The 3,803-nt window shown below is 53.7% G+C and carries 6 protein-coding genes; all 6 read right to left on the bottom strand.

What is annotated here, in order from left to right; translation table 11 throughout:
* Nucleotides 1-211, bottom strand: a 211-nt coding sequence (locus RR877_RS10030; protein ID WP_332628113.1) for a hypothetical protein, incomplete at its 3' end; no start/stop codon positions are given.
* Nucleotides 211-1,167 (bottom strand): hypothetical protein, encoded by a 957-nt coding sequence (locus RR877_RS10025; RefSeq protein WP_332628111.1) that lies wholly within the window; start codon nucleotides 1,165-1,167, stop codon nucleotides 211-213. The genes RR877_RS10025 and RR877_RS10030, both read right to left, overlap by 1 nt.
* A gap of 25 nt (nucleotides 1,168-1,192) precedes the next feature.
* On the bottom strand, nucleotides 1,193-1,825 hold the full coding sequence (locus tag RR877_RS10020) for a hypothetical protein (RefSeq protein ID WP_332628110.1): 633 nt from the start codon (nucleotides 1,823-1,825) through the stop codon (nucleotides 1,193-1,195).
* A gap of 62 nt (nucleotides 1,826-1,887) precedes the next feature.
* Nucleotides 1,888-2,439 carry a hypothetical protein gene (locus tag RR877_RS10015; protein ID WP_332628109.1) on the bottom strand — a complete coding sequence of 184 codons (552 nt, stop codon included), beginning with the start codon at nucleotides 2,437-2,439 and terminating at the stop codon, nucleotides 1,888-1,890.
* Between the two features lie 66 nt (nucleotides 2,440-2,505).
* The gene (locus tag RR877_RS10010) at nucleotides 2,506-3,513 is read right to left on the bottom strand and encodes a N4-gp56 family major capsid protein (protein WP_332628108.1); all 1,008 of its coding nucleotides are present in this window, start codon (nucleotides 3,511-3,513) and stop codon (nucleotides 2,506-2,508) included.
* A 14-nt stretch (nucleotides 3,514-3,527) separates the two neighbouring features.
* A partial coding sequence (locus tag RR877_RS10005; protein WP_332628107.1) for a hypothetical protein occupies nucleotides 3,528-3,803 on the bottom strand: 276 nt, incomplete at its 5' end.

The following is a 3,803-nucleotide window of genomic DNA, read 5'->3' as shown; positions in this document are numbered from 1 at the left end:
CATCAGCTAGAAGATCAACTACAAAATAAGAGGCTACTCCTCCATCTACCCAACCATCATATCTCTCAAAACCATCCACTCTACGATAACCAGTGTAAGCAGTCATCTCATAGTTTAGACAGTCAATCAAAACACCGGGCTCTGCAAGGAGTGGAGGACTCACTAGATCAAGTCCACCATTCATAAGAACCGGAATAGACTGAATACTCATCAGCCCCTCCAGCCCGCCATAGTTACTTCAGGTGCGTTGTCTCTATCCATAAGGAACATAAACTTCTCCGCATTCTTATTACCTCTACTCCAAATCTGACCGCTCTGCTGGAAGTCTCCATACTCCTGCACTGCGCGCCACACCAACCACATCTGATACTTGTACGGGATGCCAACAGGCACATCGTCCCAGTTCACCATGTCAGTGATGTTGCGGGTGTAGTCATATGCAATGAGACACTTCTTACGAAGGTTAGGCCAGAACGCGTAGCTACCCAACGGGGTACGTGCTACAGAGTAAGGACCATGCGTAGAGTTCTGCACCCCACCCATCCTAATAGCAGCGAAGTCTCTCCACTGCACCAGCCCAGCAGGCTGTTCAAACCATGCTGCCCCTTCATCGTACTGATCCAGCGTAGGCAGGAACACGATGGAGCGATCATCAATAAGCTCAGCGTTACCCGACAGAGCATAGAGGTCGTAGTATCCAATCCCCTTAAAGATTGCAGCACCCTGCGTAGGAGCAGGATCAATAACGTCTAGCGATTCAGACGGAGCAAGGTCAGTAAGCTGATGCTCATCGTCTGCAAACTCAATGGAAACAGTAGCTTCAAAGTAGCCGCTACCTTCCTGTATTTCTTGATTGTGGATTTGGACAACTACAAACTCTACCCCGCTAGTGCTACCTCTGTAACGGTAGCCAATCATCGGAGGAACGATGGCGTCAGCCAACTGCACACGTGGGTAGATTTCCACGAGCGTTCGTTCCTTGCGGGTAAACCACTCATTGCGAGTAGTCAGTAGTTCCCGCAGTGCCTCGTTAACCCACCGCTGCACATTCAAATACATGGCTGTGCGCGGCGGATTAGCGAAGTTTGCTGCGGTCAACGGATCGAGCGTGATCTTAGCCTCAGCTAGAACAGTGTTAACAAGTTGCAAGTAGGTGAGGTCGCTCATTCGATTCTCCGTTTAGTTGTGTGTGTTACTCGCCAGAATTAACTCCGGCCTTCTTACGCATCTCGTACTTCTGCCACTCAAGGAATTCACCATGGGTCGGCCACTTCTGCAAAGCTTCCTTACAAGCAAGTCGCAGCTGGTAGTTGCGAGAGCGTGTGTCGTTTCGGTTTGCGATCTTACCCGGATTGGTAGCGACAATCTGGAACGGATAGGATTTCTGCATCGTCTCAACGAAGCGACCCGGACCAGTGTTCTCTTCAATGTGCGAGGTGACTAGACCTTGCGCATCATTCAATGCACCCACAACGTAGGTAGGGATATCCACTTCAACGCCACGAGGGATGGCGAAGATAGTGCCGTTCACACCGACGTGAACGCTGGAATTCTTATGGCCTGCGGAAGTATCTCGGTGCAGCAGGATTCGGGAGTAGCCCGGCTTCGGACCAGTCTCATTGTCGAACACCATACCCACCGTGGACTGACCGGCCTTTGCCTGTAGTGCAGTCACGAAGTCTTCCTTAGTCCAATCTCGACCAGCCTTGATGTTGGATAGCTTAGCAAACGCGCGGAGCGAGTTAATGTCAAGCTTGTTCAGGGCAGCAGTCTGGTCTGCATATTCGTCGTGGCTCTCTTCTACGCCACCATTAATTTCAGTCATTGAAATTCTCCTCTTTCATTTGTTAAAAAGGGAAGCGCCCCGGAGGGCGCTCCCAAGCCTACTTAGTTCTTGACCTTCTGGGACAGGAAGTCAGTGTAGACATACGGCTCAGCGATCTGCTCACCCACATAAGTGACAGTGAGGGACAGTTCGATATCGCCACCAGCCACCGAGAACGTAGCACTCGGGGTCAGGGTCACACGGTACGGAGCATAGTTCGGAACGTTGGTTGCCACCGGACGGCTAGGAGCCGAGGTGCGAACAATCAGCGGACCGGACGGCAGCACCAGATTGCCGAAGGCCGAAGCATTCACCGGGATCGGCGGATACTCAGTACCATTCGGACGCTTGAACGGCAGGCTGTTCCACGGCACGACGCCGACGTTAAAGCCACCGCCAGTCAGAACCGGGTTGCCCGAAGTGGGCACTGCATGCAGAGCGATATCAACCGGGCGAACATTCTCACCCAGCGGGATCATCTGCAACAGGTCGGTGGTAGCGACAGTCTCACCAGCGCGAATCTTGATAATGCCGGTGACGCTCTGCTCACGGCCGCCGTAGACGCCACGATGCTTGATGCTCTTGTAATCGGTATTAGAACGACGAGTTGCCATTTACTTTTCTCCTTTCTATTTACATCAAAGAGAGAGGGACCGAAGTCCCCCTCGTTTTACCTGCTATTACAGGTTGGTGACGGCCGACTCGATGCGCAGAATCCACGCCTCGTTCAGACGAACAGCCGAGTACCAGAACTTCCACGCAACATAACCACGCTGACCCAGCGGATCTTCGTAGCTCTCGCCCATCTTCGGCTTCTTAACGGCAATGGCCGCCGAGTCCATACCCTGCAACGGAGTAGCTGCGAAGGCATCCTGACCGAAGATAACCAGCGGGAACACGTCGGCACGACCACCAGTGACCAGCACGGAGTTGTCGCCAACAGCACCACCAGCACCGGGGAACGAGGTGACGTGGGGAGCGAGGATGAAACGAATGTCCTCGAACTTACCAATCTCCAGCTCGTGCACCAGGGTGCCCGAAGCGTAATGCTCACGAGTCACGAAGCCCGGCAGATTGCGCAGATCCTGTTCCATGTTGGTGTGACCAATGGCGATGTAACCACCAGCAACCGGCTGAGTGGCAACGCCAGTACCAGCCCTCAGCATCTTGGTCAGCGGCTTAGCCAGAGCAACCTTCAGGGTACGCTGGGCCAGACGCAGATCGTCCATGGCAATCGGAGCCACAACCTGATTACGGGCAGTAGCAGCACCCGAGTAGATCACGTTGGTGCCAGCAATCATCATGTTCCACAGGATGCGCTCCTTGGTCAGAGCGGCCTGCTCACCAGCCTGCTGGGTGATGGTAGCCAGAATCGGATCTTCGTGGGTGTCTTCGATCACGTCGCTGAACGGAACCCATGCACCGTACTGAGCGATAACGCCGGAGATATCCTCGAACGTGATACCCTGCGGAGCCGGGGTCACACCCTCGACCAGCTGTTCAGTAGAGACCTCAAACGGAACCGGACGACGGAACTTAATCACATGACCCTTGTTCTTAGGAACCGGGATGTTCTGTGCGAATCGATCCAGCAGAAGGATCGGGAAGGCGTGGGCCAGCATCTGAGCATGAATGTGTACACCAATGCGTGCCGGGACGTCACCGTACTGCATACCACTAAACGACATATGTATCTCCTTTCTTAGTTACGAGTGACCTTGTTATCATCGATCACTTTCTGATAAGCCGACTTGAAGAGAGCTTCGAGGTCAGGCTCGTTTGTAGCACGAGCAGCCCCATCCTTAACAGTGGTACTGTTAGCAAGACGGTTCTGTCGGCTAGTCTCCACAGCACGCGCAGTGGGCGAACTCTGGGGCGGAGCAGGAGGAGTGACAGGCGCTGCCTGCTGACCCCACTTATACCCACCAAACAACGACTGAGCATCAACTCGGAATGCCTGTAGCGCACTGACGACTTC

Source organism: Aurantimicrobium sp. (genome assembly GCF_036667855.1).
In the GTDB taxonomy this organism is placed as follows: domain Bacteria; phylum Actinomycetota; class Actinomycetes; order Actinomycetales; family Microbacteriaceae; genus Aurantimicrobium.
This window is presented reverse-complemented; position numbering and strand designations above follow the sequence as displayed.